Source organism: Catellatospora sp. KI3 (assembly GCF_029948125.1).
Lineage (GTDB): Bacteria > Actinomycetota > Actinomycetes > Mycobacteriales > Micromonosporaceae > Catellatospora.
The window spans coordinates 222,936-238,217 of record NZ_JASAMB010000009.1 but is presented as its reverse complement, the minus strand read 5'-3'; the positions used below and the strand labels follow the sequence as shown (position 1 = coordinate 238,217).

Genomic DNA, 15,282 nt, shown 5'->3' with positions numbered 1-15,282 from the left:
TCCTCGCGCGAGCAGCATATATAGACGAGGCCTGGCGGTGTCAACCAGTAGATGACGGAACTACTGAGCGTGGTTGCGATCGAGTGTGCCCGGTGCCGTCCACACCGGCCAGAGCTGCGACGGCGTTGCGACAACGCTCTTGCGGGACGGGCACGTGTCACCCGATCGGGCGGCCGCCGGGCCGGGGAACACAAAGCGGGCGCCGGGACTTCGGGGAGTCGCCAACGCCCGCCTGGGATCGTGTGCTGCCGACTAGGTTAAAACGTATACGGTGTCAGGACAAGAGCACATCTTGAGTTGCAACTTTGGTACTTAATCGCGTAAGAAACATACTCCGGGTCAGCCGACTCTGCTTCGGTCAGTTCGACTCTGCTTTGGTCAGGTTGCGTTCGGCGGCGACCAGGGCGCGGCGGGCGGCGCTGTGCTCGGCTTTGGCCCGTACCGACTCCGCTCGGGCCTGCTCACGCCGCCCGGTCAGCGTCAGCAGCGCGGCCTCGATCTCCGCCAGCTCGGCCGCGGCCGACTGCTGCGCCCGATCGGCTGCGGCCAGCCGTTCGGCCGCCTCGGCCAACTCCGCCTGGGCCGTGGCCAGCTCCCGCCGCGCCGTCTCCCGCGCTCGGCTCTCCGCCTCCGCGCGCAGCCGATCCGCCTTTCGTGCCGCCGCCGTCCGAGCCGCCGACAGCTCCCGGTCAGCCTCGTGACCGGCAGACTCCCGCCGTGCCGTAGGCCGCCGCCGCTGTCGCCCCGGCTCCGGCGACTCGGCACCGCCCCGCTCGGAGCCTCGTGCCACCGCCGCGGCTGGCCCCTTCGCCGCAGCACCACGTCGCCCCGCCGACCCGCCACGACGGTTGATGTCGATGACGTTCCCCCTCGCCGCCCCCGCCTCCGCCGCAGCACCTCCCACCACCTCCGCACCGGCGTCGACATCGCCGTCGGCGTCCGCGTCGGCGGCGGCGGCGGCGGCGGTCGGCCGGTCACCGCCGGTCGGCCGGTCACCGCCGGTCGGCCGGTCACCGCCGGTCGGCCGGTCACCGCCGGTCGGCCGGTCACCGCCGGTCGGCCGGTCACCGCTGATCAGCTGGTCGTCGCTGGCCGACTCGGCGTCGCTGGTCGGCTTGGCGTCGCTGGTCGGCTGGTCATCGGTGGGGGCCATGCCGAAACCGAAGCCGGTATACGACTCGGCGCGCAGCAACCGTCCGGTGCGGACCCGATCGGCGATGTCCGGATCGGCCAGGGCGGCAGCCAGGGAGGCTTCGGCCTCCGCAAGTGGCAGGCGGGACACGGGGACGTCCGGCTGGACCTCGATCGCCTGCTCGCCCGCTCGGGCGGTGAGGTCGGCGAGCAGATCCTTGCGCCGGGCTGACAGGGTACGTACACGGTCGCCCGCGAGTTCGCGCTGCGCCCGCCGCAACTGGTCGGCGAGGTCGGTCAGCTGCTCCACCAGGTCGGGGCGGGTCAGAGCGAGGCGGTTGACCAGCCAGGCACCGACGGTGGGCTTGCGCAGGCGGCCGATCGCGGTCGCGTCCTTCGCCCTGCCCGCGGCTCTCGCCTCGGCGACGGCGGCATCGCGGGCCGATACGAAACCCTCCGGCGGCGCCGCGTAGAGCGCGTCGGCCACCCGTTCGACCTCACTCACCACACCGCCATGATCCCCCGCCCCGGTCCCCCCACACCGCGCATTCCTCGGCGAGCCGAACGTGCACTTTCAGGGAAACTGCACGAAACACGCCCAAGATTCCACCACTTTCCCCAACCTGCACCCCCACTCCGGGGTGATCACCGGGGCGGGACGGATGCTCAGGCCTGCCAGTGGCGCGGCCCCAGGATGAGATCGCCCTCCGCAATCAGTCAGCCAACGGCTCCCCCGACGAAATCGCCCTCTGCGGTCAGTCGGTTGGTTGCTCACCCCGAGTAGATCGTCGTTTGCGGTCAGAACGCCACCACTCACCCCCGGAGATCGTCGTTTGCGGCCAGAAGGAGCGCACGAGCCGCACACTTCGACCCCTCACGACGATCACGCCCGGAAGGTCACCACCTGCGGTCAACATGCGGCCACCCGCACAGCGAACTGCCCGTGGGCCGGGATGGCCTGTGGGCCGGATGGACGACGGAGCGCGGAGCCGGGTGCGGCAGGGACACCGGTGATCACGGTGTCCGAAGTAGCGACACGCAGCCGAACGAGGGGATCGTCGTTTGCGGTCGAACGGCGCGCATTAGCGGCAGACTTCGACCGCTACCGGCGATCACGCAGAGAAGATCGCCGTCTGCGGTCAGCATCGCGCCCTCTCGCGCGGCGAATGGCGAGCGGCGAGAGGGCGAGAGGGCGAGGGCCGTGGAACCGCGGCGCGGGAACGTTGATGATCACGGTGCCAGGGTGGCGACACGCCGTCGAACCCGGCCATAAAGTTCATGATCAACGAAGCGGTGGGGCGGTGGGGGTGGGTGGTCAGGGGGCGGGTGGGGGTTGGAAGAGGCCGTGAATCTGCCAGCCTTGGTTGGGGAAGCCGGCGGCGAGGGCGGTGCGGTCGGAGGCGGTGTTGGCCGGGTCGTGCAGGTAGACGGGGACCGCGCCGTGGGCCAGGATCCAGCGGGCGGCCTGGGCGGTCAGGCGGGAGGCCAGACCCTGGCCGCGGTGGGCCTCGTCGGTGCCGACAGAGATCTCCATACCGGCGGGATTGTGGCGTTTGACGCCGACGCCTGCGGCGTAGCGGCCCTGCTCGTCGAAGGCGACCAGGGCGTCCCCGCCGAACGGGTGCAGCCATTCGGGTAGGCGCGGATCCGTGGCGGGCACCCAGATCCCGACGTCGGGCAGGTCGGTCGGGGCCGTCGTCCACCGGAACACTCCGGCGAAGGCGCGGGCGTCGGGGCGGCCCAGCGCGGCGGGCAGCTGCGCGGGGACGTCGGCCCAGTCGCGTACGGCCGCGCGCACCTGCTCGGCGGCCTCGGGCGCCACCGACAGCACCCCGCCGCCGGGACGCGACACTCCGAGCACGTCATGGACCCGGCCGTCCCAGCCGGGGCTGGTACGCAGGTCGGTGCCGACCACGGTCAGCTCGTCGTGGTCGGGCCAGTCCCCCAGGAACGCGGCGAGGAACGCGGTCAGCGCGGGTGCGGTGCGGGTCTCCATCGCATCGAAGGATACGTCGCGCGTACGCGATCCTCCGGTGCGATGTGCCACTCAGCGCGGCGTACCCCGGCCCAGCACCGCGATGTCGCAGTCGCCGTCGCCAGCGGCGACCCCGGCCGACGCCACGGTCGCGGCGGCCGAGGCGACCGGCAGCGGGCGGCGCGCGTACGACGTCGCCAACCTCAGGTCCTTGGCCAGCGCCGCCAGCGTGAACGGCGCCCCGGTGTAGTCCTGCGCTCCGAGCCGTTCGCGGCCGCGTCCGGCGACGCGCTCGAACGCGCCCAGGGCGAGGGTGTCCAGCACCAGCTCACGGGGCAGGCCGAAGTCCTCGCCGAGGCTGACGGCGTCGTGCATCCCCGCCGCGACCACGCCCAGGGCCAGGTTCGCGACCAGCTTGAGCGCCGTCGCCGCGCCGACGGGCCCGGCGTGGCGGCGGCCCGCGCGGGACCAGGCCGCCAGGACCGGAGCCGCCTCGGCCGCGTCGGCCTCGTCGCCGCCGGTGAGCACGGTCAGCGATCCGGCGTGCACCGACGCCACCGAGCCGAGGACCGGCGCCTCCAGGTAGCGCAGGCCCGCGGCCGTGACCCGGGCGGCCAGCCCGACCGATTCGTCGGGCCCGACGGTGCTCGCGTTCACGACCAGCGTGCCCGGGGCGGCGCCGGCCGTGACGCCGTCGGGGCCGAGCAGTGCCCGCTCGCTCGCCGAGGCGTCGAACACCATCACCACGACCAGGTCCGCTCCGGTCGCGGCCGCCGCTGCCGTCGGCGCCTCGGCCGCACCGCGCGCCACCAGGTCACCGGCGCGTCCGGCGGTACGGTTCCACACCGCCACCTCGTGCCCGGCGCCCAGGAGCACCGCGGCGAACGCCGTACCCATGCGGCCCAGCCCGCAGACGGCGACTCTCACGCGCGGTCCTGCGGCACGATCGCCCAGGCCTCGATCTCCAGCAGCAGGTCGGGCCGGAACAGGGCCACCACCTGCACCGCCGTGCTGGCGGGCAGGTGCTCCCCCATCACCTCGGCGCGTACGTCGCGGATGGCGGCCAGGCAGGCCGCGTCGGTGATGAAGTAGCCGAGCTTCACCACGTCGGCGAAGGCGGCTCCGGCGGCGGCCAGTGCCGTGCCGAGGTTGGCGAAGATCTGGCGCGTCTGCGCGAGCGGGTCGCCCTCGCCTACGAGCTTGCCGTTCTCGTCGAGGGCGACCTGCCCGGCGACGGCGACCAGGCGGCCGGTGCCGTACACGACATGGCTGTAGTTGGGGGAACCGGCCAGGCCGTCGGGGGCCGGTATGCGTACGAGGTGGGACATGTCGTGGTCCTTTCCAGATCGACTCGACGATTGTGGCCGGTCGCGGGCCGTCGCAGTAGCGCAGGTATGTCATCCCAGCCATGCGTGTCAGGCATGGCTCGTTACGCTGCCCGGATGGACCTCACCGCGCTGCGCTCGTTCCACGAGGTGTGCCGGCAGGGGTCGATCAGCGCCGCGGCCCAGGCCCTCGGCTACACCCAGTCCGCGGTGTCGCGGCAGCTCGCAACCCTGGAGACGGCCCTGCGCGGGCCGCTGCTGCGGCGGCACGCGCGGGGCGTGCAGCCCACCGCGGCCGGCGAGGCGCTGCTGGTCCACGCGGCGGCGATCCTGGCCCGGGTCGAGCAGGCCGCCGAGGAGGTGGCGGCGGCCCGTACCCGGCAGCCCGGCCGGTTGCGGGTCGGGGCGGTGCCCACAGCGGTCGGGCACCTGCTGCCGCGCGCCCTGACCGCGTACGCCGCGACCGACCCCGGCATCCGGGTCAGCTTCGCCGAAGGGGTCACCCCGCGGCTGCTGCCCCGGCTGCGCGACGGCAAGCTCGACCTGGTCGTGGTCACCGACTACCCGCCCGGCCTGCCCGTGCTCGACGGCGTACGGGTGCTGCACCTGCTCGACGACCGCCTGCACCTGGCCGTGGCGCGCACCCATCGGCTGGCCGGGACCGGCCCGGTCGACCTGGCCGAGCTCGCCGACGAGGCGTGGGTCGAGGACTACGCGGGCGCGGCGGCGATCCTCACCAGCGCCTGCGGCCGCGCCGGGTTCACGCCCCGGGTCGAGATCGAGACCGGCGGCTGGATGGGCAAGCTCGCCTTCGTCGCGGCCGGTTTCGGCGTGTGCCTGGTCCCCGGCCTGCTGGTCCCGGCGGTACGGGTCGACATCACCATCTGCGAACTGCGCGATCCCCCGGTCCGGGCCGTGTACGCCGCGCTGCGCGACCGCGAGGCCGACAGCGGCCCGGCCGCCCGCTTCGCCGCAGCGCTCGCCGAGGCGGCGTTCGCGTGAGGGGCGCGGCTCAGTCCCAGTCGTCGGCTCCGCCCAGCAGCTCCGTCAGGCACAGCCCCGGATCATCGGCCTCGGCAGTCCAACGGTCGTAGGTGGTGTCCCACAGCGGCGCGAGCTGAAGCCCCCACGGCAGCCGGTACCGGTGGACGAACACACTCCCGTCAGACTGCTCGATGATGAGCTGTTGGCCGCGTAGTCTGCCCCGGTGCCGGACCCTGGTGACCGTATGCACCTCGGTCCGCCAGTCGCCGATGCTGAGCACCCTCCGCTCGCCCATCTGGCGCAACTCGGCGCTCGCGGCGCCGAGCCGCCCCGACCACAGCACCGTCCCCTGGTCGTCCGTCATCGCCGCCCGTTTCTCGACTCGCGTACGTCGTTCCGGTCAGGAGATTGTGGGGCGCGGTCCGACGCGCCGACTACGGCCAGTGACTAATCTGACGTGACCGTCCACTGTGAGTCTCGGCATTCGGCCTTGTCCGGGCGCCGTCGAAGCGGTTGGGTCGAGGCATGGCACGCATCGCCTACGACGGCCGGGACGCTGCGGCGTTCGAGGCCTCCCGCCACCTGTCCGACCACGGACTGGCCGCCTGGCGGGCGGCGGTGGACCGGCACCTGTCCCCCGGTCCGTGCACCCGGCTGCTGGACCTGGGCGCGGGCACCGGCATGTGGGCGGGCGCCTTCACCACCTGGTACCCGGGCATGGAGGTCATCGCCGTAGACCCCTCGGCCGCGATGCGTGCTCGGTGCTCGCACCCGAACGTCCTCGCAGGGGACGCGGCCGACATTCCGCTGGCCGACGCCCACGTCGACGCCGTCTGGGTGTCGACCGTCATCCACCACGTGCCCGACCTGGCCGCCGCCGCGCGGGAGGTGCGCCGGGTGCTGCGGCCCGGCGGAAGAGTGCTGATCCGCTCGGCCTTCGCGGGCCGCCACGAGGCCATCTCGCTGTTCCGCTACTTCCCCGAGGCGGTCCGCGTCCTGGACACCTTCCCGAGCGTCGCGGACGTCGAGGCGGCTTTCGCGACGGTCGGCATGGCCACGGTCTCGTTCGAGCCGGTGCCGCAGGTCACCTCTCCGTCGCTGCGCGAGCTGGCAGCGGGCCTGCGCCGGGAGGCGCACACGCCGCTGCAGCTGATCACCGACGACGATTACGCCGCCGGGCTGGCGCGGCTGCACCGCGCCGTCGAGGTCGCGGAAGCCCCGGTGATCGACGCCCTCGACCTGCTGGTCCTCCGCTGACCTGCCTGTCGGCGGCTACGGCGAGGTGATCCGGACCGAGACCGGGGCGCCCCACCAGCCGTCGCGGACGAACAGCGCGGCGTACCAGCCGGACTGGGCCGGGGTGACGGCGAGCGAGCCGGCCTGGGCGGTGTACAGGTCGGTGCCGGGCAGGTGAAGCGCGAAGTCGGCCCCGGCGGCGGTCCTGCTCCAGGTGGCCGGAGCGCCGGCGCTGCTGCCGAGGACGTACAGGTGGGACAGGCCGCCGGTGACGGTGAAGGTGTAGGGCGTGCCCGCCGTCAGGTAGACGTCGCGGATGTCGACGATCCAGTCGCCGTACGCGGTCCCGACGGGCTGGAACACGGTCGCGGTCGTCGACAGGGTCTGATCGCCGGAGACGAACTGCACCTTGTACTTGACCGGGCTGGTGTTGCCGGGATGCCCGTAGACGCGGGTCGGGTTCATCCCCGTCGGCAGCCGCCCGGAGTTGTTGTCGAAGGCGACCCAGTCGGCGGGCGAGAATCCGCCCTGGGCGCTGGAGTTCAGCAGGCAGGCTGTCGGGTCGTGCAGCGCGATGTCGGAGTCGTAGCCCTGCGAACCCCGGGTCGCCACCACCGACCAGTACGAACCGGCGGTCGTGGCGCGGTACGTGGCCAGGGACGTCTTCAGCACGGCGCCCTCGTCCAGCAGGTCCGCCGTGGCCGGGGCCAGGCACGGCAGCGGTCCCCGCACGGGCACCGCCGACGCGGGCGCGGCCGGCGTCAGCAGCAGCGCCCACACGGCGGCCAGACCGACCGGAACACGCGTCGTACGGATCATCGCCCGACTCCCTCCACAGGCCCGCGCCGTCGCGCGGTGGGCCCATGGTGGACGCGGGTCGCGGCCGTGCCAAGCCAGCCGTCAGGATCTGGACAGGCCGGGGCGGCCCGGGTGCGGGCCGCCCCGGCGCGCTCACACGCGGCTCGGGGTGTCGACCGGGGTGAAGGTGTGGTCGGGTCCGAGCAGGTGCACCCGGCTGGTGGCCAGGTCGAAGTACATGCCGACCAGCTCCAACCGCCCGTCGGCGACCCGTTCGCGCACCGCCGGGTAGGTCCCCAGGTGCTCCAGCTGCTGCAGCACGTTGCTCTGGCAGAGCCGGGTCAGGTGGTCGGCGTCGGACGGCGGGGCCGACTCGACCCGGGCCAGGCTCGGCCGGGCGTGCCGCAGCCAGCTGCCCAGGTGCGGCATCGGCGCCGGGTGCGTCACCGGCCGCAGCAGCGCGGCCAGCGCCCCGCAGCCGGAGTGGCCGCACACGGTGATGGTCCGCACCTGCAGCACGTTCAGCGCGAAGTCGACCGCCGCGCCGACGCTGGCGGCCTCGGCGTCGTCGTACCGGGGCACCAGGTTGCCGACGTTGCGCACCACGAACAGGTCCCCGGGCCCGGTCGCGGTGATCAGGCTGGGCACCACTCGCGAGTCCGAGCAGGTGAGGAAGAGCTGCGTGGGCTGCTGCCCGGTGCGGGCCAGGTCGGCCAGCAGCGGGGCGATGCGCCGCGCGGCGTGGCGGTGGAACATGCGCGCGCCGCGTACCAGCCGCTCCTTGGCGCCGGTCGGTGCCCCCTCGGCGGGCGGCGCGGTCTCGGCGGGGGCGGCCGGGCGGTGGATGCGGGGCAGCCACCACGCGGTCGGGTGCAGCTTGCGGGCCGGGGGCCGCTGGCCTGTGATCGCACCCGCGTACCAGTCGTGGTGCAGTTCGTGCACCTCGACGGTGCCGCCGCCGCGCTCGTGGCCGATCAGCCAGTCGTGCAGCGCGGTCACCGCCGCGTGGTCCATGAAGTCGGCGTTGAGCTCCACCGACACCACCGTCGCGGCGGGGATGCGGCCCAGCTCGCGGCTCAGCCGGGGCACCGCCAGGAACGTCACCGAGCCCTCGACCACCACATGCCAGCCCTGCCCGTCCAGGTGGGCGCGGACGGTGGCGTGGGTGAGGCGCCACACCGACAGCAGCAGGGCGCAGGCCATACCGACCAGGACGCCTTCGAACAGTCCCAGCACCACGACCGCGAGCAGCGTCAGCAGGTAGACCGGGGTCTCCCGGTGCTGGTGCACCTGCTGGGCGTGGGTCAGGTTGACCATCTGCACGCCGGTGTAGACCAGCAGCGCCGCCAGCGCGGGCAGCGGGATCAGCTCGATCACCGGCACCGCGGCGAGGACCAGTACCAGGATCCAGACGCCGTGCAGGACCGTGGACAGCCGCGAGCGGGCCCCGGCGCGCACGTTCGTCGACGACCGCACGATCACCCCCGCCACCGGCAGGCCGCCCAGCGCCCCGGCGACCATGTTCGCCGCGCCCTGCCCGCACAGCTCGCGGTCCAGGTTCACCCTCGGTCCGGAGTGCATCCGGTCGACCGCGACGGCGCACAGCAGCGACTCGACGCTGGCCACCATCGCGATGGCGCCGACCGCGGCCAGCCCGGCGTGCAGCGGGCCGCCGGGCCACTGCGGCCCGGCCTCGAAGGACAGGATGTCGTCCGGTATCTCCACCCGCTGCACCGGCCAGCCGGTCACCACCGCCGTGGCCGTGCCGACCACGATCGCGGCCAGCGGCGCCGGGATCACCTTCGGCAGCGCCGGGACGTAGCGCCACAGCGCCAGCACCGCGAGCGTCAGCACCCCGATCAGCACCGCCGTGGTGTGGTTGTGCATCAGCTCGCGCGGCAGCGCTTTCAGGTTGGCCAGCGCCGAGGCCTGCGGTGCGTCGCCGAGCAGCACGTGCACCTGCGACAGGACGATCACGACGCCGACCCCGGCGAGCATGCCGTGCACCACCGCCGGGGACACCGCCAGCGCCGCGCGGGCCACCCGGGAGGCCCCGAGCAGCAGCTGCAGCAGCCCGGCCGCGACGGTGATCGCGCACGCGCCGCGCCAGCCGAACGTCGCCACCGTCTGCGCCACGATCAGGGTCAGCCCGGCCGCCGGGCCGCTGACCTGCACCACCGAGCCGCCGAGCACCCCGGCGACGACGCCGCCGACGACCGCGCTGATCAGGCCCGCGATCACCGGCGCTCCGGACGCGACCGCGATGCCCAGCGACAGCGGCAGCGCGACCAGGACCACCACGAGGGAGGCGGGCACATCAGCCCGCAACCGTTCCCGCCAGAACCCGCTCATCTACCCATCACTTCCCTCCGTCGACACCTTGTCGCCGTCCTCAACGGCCCCAAGCTGTGAAAACGCTGATGGTTAGATCAACGGACGGAGGGCGCCGGCTAGGAGAGCAGGCTTTCGAGGTACGGCTCGATCAGGTCCAACGGGCCGGGCGGTTCGTCGCCGTCGTACATGTCGAAGAAGGCGAGCAGGTCGTCGTGTGGGTCGTGGCCGTCCAGCATGGGCAGCAGCGCGTCGGCGGCGGGTTGCCCGTACGCGAGCAGCAGGTTGGCGCGCAGGTAGCCGAGGTCGTAGCCGGCGGTGCCGCAGGAGGAGTTGGTCCAGTCGACGATGCCGGTCAGCTCGCCGTCGCGCCACAGCGTGTTGCCGGGGTGGAAGTCACGGTGCAGGAAGACGTCGCCGCGGGCGCGCCCGGCGGCCGCCGCGACAGCCTCGCGCCACAGTCCGGGCCGCACGGTGCCCGGTGGCGGTCCGACCCGGGCCGGATCCGTGTACGGCTCCGAGTCGGGCAGCCCGTCGCCGCTGAGCGAGTGCAGCCGCTCCGCCGCCTCGACGAGCTGTCGCAGCATGTCCGACGTCAGGTCCTCGGCCCCGGCGGCGCGGTGCGTGACGCTGTGCAGCATGGTGCCGGGCAGCCAGGTCATCAGCAGTGCCGGGTACTCGCACTCGGCGGCGCCCGGGTCGGCGTCCACCAGCCGGGGCACGGGCAGGCCGCTGCCCTCCAGCTTGGCCAGTGCGCGCATCTCGTCGTACGCGGTGAAGACCGGCGGATCCTCGGCCCAGCCGGGCCGCGACCACAGCCGCAGCACGTACGTCGCCTCGGCGGTGTGCACGGCGCTGACGCCGCTGGCGATGCCGCCCTCGAGCGCGACCACCGCCGTCACGGGGCCGGGCAGCACGCGCGACAGCCAGGCCAGGGTCGGGGCGCCGGGGCCGGGATGGCCCGGACGGCTCGGATACTCCACCAGCCCATCGTCGCCGCCTGGGGTCGGCTGGCCCAGCGGGTTTCTGCGAGGATGTGCCCGACATCCCGTCCAGAGATGAGGTCCGCATGCCCCGGCTGCACCTGATCGGCAGCGCCCACGAGTACGGTGACGTGCACACCTACCGGTTCCGCCCCGAGGGCCGGCTCGACTTCCGCCCCGGCGAGTACGGTCACCTGTTCTTCCCGCAGCTGCTGCGCCGGTTCACCAAGCCCGTGCGGGAGATCTCGTTCGCCTCGGCGCCCGGCGACGACGAGGTCTGGTTCACCCTGGACCACTCGTCGAACTCGCCGTTCCAGCAGCACTTCCGGGCGCTGGCGCCGGGTGCGCCGATGCAGGTGTTCGGCATCGGCGGGCACCTGCGCCTGCCGGACGACCCGGCCAGGCCGCTGGTGCTGATCGGCGGGGGCATCGGCGTGACGCCGTTCCGGTCGATCCTGCGGCATCTGCGCGCGCACCAGCCGGGCACCCCCGTGGCGCTGGTGCACGCCGCCCGCGAGCACCACCTGTACGCGGCCGAGTTCGCGCAGCTGCCGATCGCGTACCACCAGGTCGGCCGGGCCGAGCTGGGCGCGAGACTGGCCGAGGTCGCCCTGATCGAGCCGCCCGCCATGTACCTGGTGGCCGGGTCGGACAGCTTCGTCGGCGCCGCGGTGGAGCAGCTGCGCATCGCCGCCGTCCCCGACGACGCGATCCAGACCGACACCTTCAAAGGCCTGCACGACCTGGACTCCGGCGCCGCCTGACCCCGCCACCGTGCCAGGCCCCCCGCCTATCGACGGCGTTAAAAAGGGGCCCTTCTACATCGGATAACGATAAGAAGGGTCCCTTCCTTGCTCTCTAGAGGCGGAAGGCGAGGTCGGGCTCGATGACCGCCACGTCCATCTGGGCTTTCTGCAGGCGGCCGGAGTAGTCCCAGTTCATCGACTGCCAGCGGGTGAACTGGTCCAGCACCCACATGCCGGACTGGCGGCTGCCGTTGCCGGAGCGGCCGTTGCCGCCGAAGGGCAGGTGCGCCTCGGCGCCGGAGGTGGAGTTGTTGACGCTGACCATGCCCGCGCCGATGCCCCGCCGGAACGCGAACGCCTTGCCCGGGTCGGTGGTGTAGATGGCGCTGGACAGGCCGTAGCCGGGGGCGTTGGCCAGCTCGATCGCCTCGCCGAGGCTGCGGTAGCCGGTCACGCCGACGATCGGGCCGAACGTCTCCTCGTCGAAGATCGCGTCGCCGGGGCGTACGCCGTCGACGACGGCAGGGTGGTAGAACAGGCCGCGCTCGGGGTCGCCGACGAAGCCGGGGCGCGGGTTGGCGGCGGTGATGCGCCCGGTCGGGCCGAGCACCCGCTGACTGTCGGTGATCGACTTCAGGTGGCCCTCGTACGACACCGCGAAGCGCTCGTCGAGCAGCGGCCCGTACAGCACGTCGCGGGTCGGGTCGCCGATCGCGGCCGCGCCGACGGCGGCGGTGAAGCGGCGCAGGAACTCGGCGTGCACCGACTCGTGCACGATCGCGGTGCCCAGCGAGGTGCAGCGCTGCCCGGCGGTGCCGAACCCGGCGAACAGCGCGCCCTCGACGGCGAGGTCCAGGTCTGCGTCCTCGGTGACCACCATCGGGTTCTTGCCGCCCAGTTCCAGGCAGGGCGTCTGCAGGTGGCGGCCGCACAGCTCGCCGATGGCGCGGCCGACCTCGGTGGAGCCGGTGAAGCCCACCTTCTGCACCAGGCCCTGCTCCAGCGAGGTCCGCAGCCCGGCGAACGTCTCCGGACCGTCGGCGTGCACGATGTTCAGCACCCCGGCGGGCAGGCCCGCGCGGGCGAACAGCTGGTAGAGCGCGTCGGCGCTGGCGGCGGCGTAGGTGGCGGGCTTCCACACCACGGTGTTGCCGCACAGCAGCGCCGGCACCAGATACCAGGAGGGTACGGCGACCGGGAAGTTGCCCGCCGTGATGATCATCGTGGTGCCGACCGGCTCCCGGAAGGTGAACAGCTGCTTGTCCGGCATCTCCGACGGCACGGTCTGGCCGTAGAGGCGGCGGCCCTCGCCGAGGAAGAAGCGGCAGGTGTCCACGATCTCCTGGACCTCGCCGCGGGCTTCGGCCAGCGGCTTGCCGATCTCGCGGGTGACCAGGCGCGCCAGCGCCTCGGCATTCGCCTCGACCAGGGTGCCGACACTGGCGACGACCTGCCCGCGTACCGGCGCGGGCACGTCGGCCCAGGCGCGCTGCGCCGCGTGGGCCGACCGCGCGGCCGCGACCAGCTCGGCGGGCTCACCCAGCCCGACCTGCGCGACGACGTCGGCGAGATCCGCCGGATTGCGGCTGTCCACGGCGCGCGCGGTGGCGTCGGCCGGGGCACCGCCGATGATCGAACGAAGCATGCCAGCATCATGCGCGGCGCGACCGCCCCGCGTCGAGTACTCCGGAAGATCCATAATGCGGGTTTTGCCGGTGCTTTCTGGCACACTGTCCGAATGCAGCGAGTGACGGGGATCGGCGGGGTGTTCATGCGGGCGCGCGACGCCGCGGCCCTGCGTGACTGGTACCGCGACCACCTCGGCATCGACGTCTCGGCGTGGGGCGGGCACCGGTTCTTCTGGCAGGCCGGCGGCTCCACCGCCTGGTCGGTGTTCGAGGCCGACAGCGACTACTTCGGCAGCACCGAGCAGCCGTTCATGCTGAACTTCCGGGTCGACGACCTCGACGCGATGCTGGCGCAGCTGCGGGCCGCCGGGGTCAAGGTGGTCGACGAGGTCGAGGACGGCGAGTTCGGACGGTTCGGCTGGGCGTACGACGCCGAGGACAACCGCATCGAGCTCTGGCAGCCCCCGTTCGGGCAGTGATCACCAGGATGAAGCGGTTCCTCACCCGCAAGCGGACCTGGGCCGAGGGCTTCACCCTGCTGCACGTCTACCTGGTGCCCGACCTCGACCACGACCGGGACCTGGCGCGGCTGGTCGACGACTGCGGACGGCTGCTGTCCGGGTACGACTTCGTCAAGCCCGTGCCGGCGCCCTGGCTGCACTGCACCGTCGCGCCGGTGATGGGCGTGCCCGGTGCCGCCGTCGACGCCGCCACCCGGGCCGAGTTCGCCATCGCCCTGCGCGGGGCGCTCAACGGAGTGCCCGCGTTCACCCTCACCGCCGGATCGCCGCTGGCCGGGTCCACCACGGTCTCGCTCGACCTCGACGGCGACCTGCCCGGCCAGCCCCTGCACACCGTGTACACGCTGACCCGCAAGGTGATCGGCGAGCTGTTCGGCCCGACCGCGCTGGCGTACGAGGCGATGCCCGGCCACCTGACCCTGGCCTACGCCACCGGTGCCGGCGACTCCGGCGAGGTGCAGTCGACCCTGCGCACCCGCGTGCGGCCCAGCCACGCGCCGATGACCGTGCGCGAGGTGCACCTGGTCGACGTGCGCCAGCACCGGGGCGACCCGGTCTACTACAGCTGGACCGTGCTCGACCGGATACCGCTGCGCGCGCCCTAGCGTGCGATCATCGGCGGATGAGCGAGCAGTGGCGCACGGTCGAGGACATCAACGCGGCCCGCAGGCAGCGTGAGGACGCCATCGCCGGGTACGAGCCGCCGGCCGCCTTCAGCCTGGGCCGGCTGGTCGCCGACCGGGTCGAGTTCGCGTACGTCAACGTCGGCATCGGCCTGCTGCCCGCGGTGATCGTCGCGGGCGTCTGCGGGCACGTCTCCGGCAGCGCCGCCTACCGGCTCACCGTGGGGCAGTTCGACGCCGCGCTGGCCGAGCTGGCGCCCGCCGAGGCCTGCACCGACCTGCCGCACCCCAACCTGTGGAGCTGGCGGGCGCTGCGCGCCGGCATGTCCGGTGAGGACCAGCTCATCGCCGTGTACGCCGACGACCTGGGTGCGGACAGCCCCGACCCGCACGTGGCCGCCCTGCTCGCGGCCGCGGCCGGGCGCTGACTCAGGAACGGGACATCCGGCGGGCCAGTTCGGCGGCGCGGAACAGCTGCACCGAGCGGGCCTGGCCGGTGACGAAACCCTTGAGCGGGGCCGGCATCGACAGGTCGATGCGTTCCAGGATGCGGGTGCCGTCCCCGTCGGCGACCAGCTCGACCGTCGACTCCAGCCGCACACCGCCGGGGCTCTTCACGCTCTGGGCCAGCTTCGACTGGTCGGGCAGCGTGCGCATGCGCACCTTGATCGCGTTGTGCCAGCGCAGCTTCCTCAGGAACTTGAAGCGCTCGACGGCGACGTAGTCCAGCACCGGGCGGTCGCGTTCGTCGACGGCCATCTTCACGTCGCGGACGGTCACCACCAGCGGGGACAGCCCGATGTAGCTGTTGGGGTCGGCCAGGTGCCGGAACACGTCGTCCAGCGCCGCGTCGACCCGCCACTCATGCTCCAGCACTGCCTTGGCCACGACGCCAGCGTAGGCCGCGCACGGCCGTACCACCAGGGCGGCGCCGCACGTGGACGAGCTCTGGCCGTCCCGGCTCAGGTGGGGTCGGTGGCACGAGAACGGCCGGGCCGCAC

General features: G+C 73.2%; 16 protein-coding genes. 6 read left to right on the top strand and 10 right to left on the bottom strand.

Going from position 1 to position 15,282, the window contains the following annotated elements; translation table 11 throughout:
• Positions 1-358: 358 nt before the first annotated feature.
• The 4 genes from QEZ54_RS17200 to QEZ54_RS17185 all read right to left on the bottom strand — a co-directional run bounded on the left by QEZ54_RS17200 (position 359) and on the right by QEZ54_RS17185 (position 4,434).
• Positions 359-1,636: a hypothetical protein gene (locus QEZ54_RS17200; RefSeq protein WP_281305626.1), complete on the bottom strand. Its 1,278-nt coding sequence runs from the start codon at positions 1,634-1,636 to the stop codon at positions 359-361.
• A gap of 810 nt (positions 1,637-2,446) precedes the next feature.
• Positions 2,447-3,127, bottom strand: coding sequence for a GNAT family N-acetyltransferase (locus tag QEZ54_RS17195; protein WP_281305625.1), 681 nt, complete (start codon positions 3,125-3,127; stop codon positions 2,447-2,449).
• Positions 3,128-3,178: 51 nt separating this feature from the next.
• Positions 3,179-4,033, bottom strand: a complete 855-nt coding sequence (locus QEZ54_RS17190; RefSeq protein ID WP_281305624.1) for an NAD(P)-binding domain-containing protein — start codon at positions 4,031-4,033, stop codon at positions 3,179-3,181.
• Positions 4,030-4,434: a RidA family protein gene (locus tag QEZ54_RS17185; protein ID WP_281305623.1), complete on the bottom strand. Its 405-nt coding sequence runs from the start codon at positions 4,432-4,434 to the stop codon at positions 4,030-4,032. The genes QEZ54_RS17190 and QEZ54_RS17185 overlap by 4 nt, the downstream gene beginning before the upstream one ends.
• Positions 4,435-4,548: 114 nt before the next feature.
• Here QEZ54_RS17185 and QEZ54_RS17180 point away from each other — a divergent pair, with 114 nt between their 5' ends.
• Positions 4,549-5,433 carry a LysR family transcriptional regulator gene (locus tag QEZ54_RS17180; RefSeq protein ID WP_281305622.1) on the top strand — a complete coding sequence of 295 codons (885 nt, stop codon included), beginning with the start codon at positions 4,549-4,551 and terminating at the stop codon, positions 5,431-5,433.
• 10 nt (positions 5,434-5,443) lie between these two features.
• Here QEZ54_RS17180 and QEZ54_RS17175 read toward each other — a convergent pair whose 3' ends face one another.
• Positions 5,444-5,779: a hypothetical protein gene (locus QEZ54_RS17175; protein ID WP_281305621.1), complete on the bottom strand. Its 336-nt coding sequence runs from the start codon at positions 5,777-5,779 to the stop codon at positions 5,444-5,446.
• A gap of 161 nt (positions 5,780-5,940) precedes the next feature.
• Between QEZ54_RS17175 and QEZ54_RS17170 the strand changes: the two genes are divergently transcribed.
• Complete coding sequence (locus QEZ54_RS17170; RefSeq protein ID WP_281305620.1) at positions 5,941-6,672, top strand: methyltransferase domain-containing protein; 732 nt, start codon at positions 5,941-5,943, stop codon at positions 6,670-6,672.
• Between the two features lie 15 nt (positions 6,673-6,687).
• Here the strand turns inward: QEZ54_RS17170 and QEZ54_RS17165 are convergent, their stop codons facing one another.
• From QEZ54_RS17165 to QEZ54_RS17155, 3 genes are all read right to left on the bottom strand, one after another.
• Positions 6,688-7,470, bottom strand: a complete 783-nt coding sequence (locus QEZ54_RS17165) for a hypothetical protein (RefSeq protein WP_281305619.1) — start codon at positions 7,468-7,470, stop codon at positions 6,688-6,690.
• Positions 7,471-7,602: 132 nt separating this feature from the next.
• Positions 7,603-9,801, bottom strand: a complete 2,199-nt coding sequence (locus tag QEZ54_RS17160; protein ID WP_281305618.1) for a SulP family inorganic anion transporter — start codon at positions 9,799-9,801, stop codon at positions 7,603-7,605.
• A gap of 98 nt (positions 9,802-9,899) precedes the next feature.
• A complete protein-coding gene (locus QEZ54_RS17155; RefSeq protein WP_281305617.1) occupies positions 9,900-10,763 on the bottom strand; it encodes an aminoglycoside phosphotransferase family protein in 864 nt (287 codons plus the stop codon).
• An 86-nt stretch (positions 10,764-10,849) separates the two neighbouring features.
• Between QEZ54_RS17155 and QEZ54_RS17150 the strand changes: the two genes are divergently transcribed.
• Positions 10,850-11,527, top strand: a complete 678-nt coding sequence (locus QEZ54_RS17150; protein WP_281305616.1) for an FAD-dependent oxidoreductase — start codon at positions 10,850-10,852, stop codon at positions 11,525-11,527.
• 94 nt (positions 11,528-11,621) lie between these two features.
• On the opposite strand, the gene QEZ54_RS17145 is transcribed toward QEZ54_RS17150, so the two are convergent.
• Entirely contained in the window at positions 11,622-13,154 is a 1,533-nt protein-coding gene (locus tag QEZ54_RS17145) for an aldehyde dehydrogenase family protein (protein WP_281305615.1), read from the bottom strand.
• Between the two features lie 93 nt (positions 13,155-13,247).
• Between QEZ54_RS17145 and QEZ54_RS17140 the strand changes: the two genes are divergently transcribed.
• The 3 genes from QEZ54_RS17140 to QEZ54_RS17130 are packed head-to-tail and all read left to right on the top strand — an operon-like array spanning position 13,248 to position 14,709.
• Positions 13,248-13,616, top strand: coding sequence for a VOC family protein (locus tag QEZ54_RS17140; protein WP_281305614.1), 369 nt, complete (start codon positions 13,248-13,250; stop codon positions 13,614-13,616).
• A gap of 8 nt (positions 13,617-13,624) precedes the next feature.
• The gene (locus QEZ54_RS17135) at positions 13,625-14,263 is read left to right on the top strand and encodes a hypothetical protein (protein ID WP_281305613.1); all 639 of its coding nucleotides are present in this window, start codon (positions 13,625-13,627) and stop codon (positions 14,261-14,263) included.
• A gap of 17 nt (positions 14,264-14,280) precedes the next feature.
• Positions 14,281-14,709 (top strand): hypothetical protein, encoded by a 429-nt coding sequence (locus tag QEZ54_RS17130; protein WP_281305612.1) that lies wholly within the window; start codon positions 14,281-14,283, stop codon positions 14,707-14,709.
• A gap of 1 nt (position 14,710) precedes the next feature.
• Here QEZ54_RS17130 and QEZ54_RS17125 read toward each other — a convergent pair whose 3' ends face one another.
• Positions 14,711-15,169: an SRPBCC family protein gene (locus tag QEZ54_RS17125; protein WP_281305611.1), complete on the bottom strand. Its 459-nt coding sequence runs from the start codon at positions 15,167-15,169 to the stop codon at positions 14,711-14,713.
• Positions 15,170-15,282 lie beyond the last annotated feature (113 nt).

Bases quoted from the DNA above. Each gene is read 5' to 3' on its own strand.
- QEZ54_RS17195 (WP_281305625.1), bottom strand. From the start codon at position 3,127: ATGGAGACCCGCACCGCACCCGCGCTGACCGCGTTCCTCGCCGCGTTC.
- QEZ54_RS17185 (WP_281305623.1), bottom strand. From the start codon at position 4,434: ATGTCCCACCTCGTACGCATACCGGCCCCCGACGGCCTGGCCGGTTCC.
- QEZ54_RS17180 (WP_281305622.1), top strand. From the start codon at position 4,549: ATGGACCTCACCGCGCTGCGCTCGTTCCACGAGGTGTGCCGGCAGGGG.
- QEZ54_RS17175 (WP_281305621.1), bottom strand. From the start codon at position 5,779: ATGACGGACGACCAGGGGACGGTGCTGTGGTCGGGGCGGCTCGGCGCC.
- QEZ54_RS17170 (WP_281305620.1), top strand. From the start codon at position 5,941: ATGGCACGCATCGCCTACGACGGCCGGGACGCTGCGGCGTTCGAGGCC.
- QEZ54_RS17165 (WP_281305619.1), bottom strand. From the start codon at position 7,470: ATGATCCGTACGACGCGTGTTCCGGTCGGTCTGGCCGCCGTGTGGGCG.
- QEZ54_RS17160 (WP_281305618.1), bottom strand. From the start codon at position 9,801: ATGAGCGGGTTCTGGCGGGAACGGTTGCGGGCTGATGTGCCCGCCTCC.
- QEZ54_RS17150 (WP_281305616.1), top strand. From the start codon at position 10,850: ATGCCCCGGCTGCACCTGATCGGCAGCGCCCACGAGTACGGTGACGTG.
- QEZ54_RS17145 (WP_281305615.1), bottom strand. From the start codon at position 13,154: ATGCTTCGTTCGATCATCGGCGGTGCCCCGGCCGACGCCACCGCGCGC.
- QEZ54_RS17140 (WP_281305614.1), top strand. From the start codon at position 13,248: ATGCAGCGAGTGACGGGGATCGGCGGGGTGTTCATGCGGGCGCGCGAC.
- QEZ54_RS17135 (WP_281305613.1), top strand. From the start codon at position 13,625: ATGAAGCGGTTCCTCACCCGCAAGCGGACCTGGGCCGAGGGCTTCACC.
- QEZ54_RS17130 (WP_281305612.1), top strand. From the start codon at position 14,281: ATGAGCGAGCAGTGGCGCACGGTCGAGGACATCAACGCGGCCCGCAGG.